General features: G+C 63.8%; 1 protein-coding gene. It reads right to left on the bottom strand.

Translation table 11 applies throughout. From position 1 onward, the window contains the following. The coding region (locus tag ACIBJG_RS38820) for a glycosyltransferase family 2 protein (protein ID WP_399315075.1) at positions 1 to 979 on the bottom strand (979 nt) is incomplete at its 3' end. Positions 980 to 1,050 lie beyond the last annotated feature (71 nt).

The following is a 1,050-nucleotide window of genomic DNA, read 5'->3' as shown; positions in this document are numbered from 1 at the left end:
TCGAAGCGCCGCCGCCGGCACGTATCGGCGGATCCGGAGCGGGCGGGCCCGGGTGGTCACTCGATTCCCGGACCAGGTAGTGCGGCCGGTTCTTCGTCTCGCAGTAGATACGCCCGACGTATTCGCCGACGATCCCGAGAGTTACCAGCTGGATCCCGCCGAGTGCCACCACAGCCGTCAGCAGACTGGTGTATCCCGGAACTCCGACCCCGTTGCGCGCCACGCCCGCGATGATCCACAGGGCGTATCCCATCGCGGCCAGAGCAAGCAGCAGACCGGCGTAGATGGCGAGGCGCAGGGGACGGTTGTTGAAGGAGATCAGCCCGTCGATGCCGTAGTTGAGCAGCCGCCTGCCGCCCCACTTGGAGCGCCCGGCCACTCGCTCGGCGTTGTGGTAGGTGAAGCTGACGGTGTCGAAGCCGATCCAGGAGAAGATGCCTTTGGAGAAGCGGTTCGACTCGGGGAGGGAGAGCACGCTGTCCACCGCTCGCCGTGACAGCAGCCGGAAGTCTCCTTCACCGTCAACCACGGACACGTCCATGAAATGGCCCATGGTGCGGTAATAGGAGCGGCTGAGGAATGACCGCAGCAGCCCTTCGCCCTCGCGGTCCCGTCGGGCGATGACCTGGTCGTAGCCGCTCCGGTGCATCTCCAGCATGCGGGGCACGAGTTCGGGTGGGTGCTGGAGGTCGGCGTCCATGAGGACCACGGAATCACCGCGGCACATCCGCAGTCCGGCCAGCATGGCGGCTTCTTTGCCGAAGTTTCGACTGAAGGCCGTGTAGCGGACCCTTTCGTCGGTGGACGCCAGGTAGGTCAGCTGGGATCCGGTGAGGTCATCGCTTCCGTCATCCACATAGCAGACCTCGAAACTCTCCCCCATAGGCTCGAGGACGTCGACCAGCCTACGATGAAACGCCCCTACGGCCTGCTCCTCGTTATAACAGGGCACAACGATCGACAGTTGACAGTTCCTCATCCATTTCCCCATCAGGAGCGGGCATGAGCGCAATCGACCCAAAGCCTATTACCGCAGCCTTGCAAAGCAGC

The sequence above is a fragment of the Streptomyces sp. NPDC050422 genome (assembly GCF_044458665.1).
Taxonomy (GTDB): Bacteria; Actinomycetota; Actinomycetes; order Streptomycetales; family Streptomycetaceae; genus Streptomyces.
Note: the sequence above shows the minus strand (reverse complement) of the source record. Positions and strands in the feature narration are given on the sequence as shown.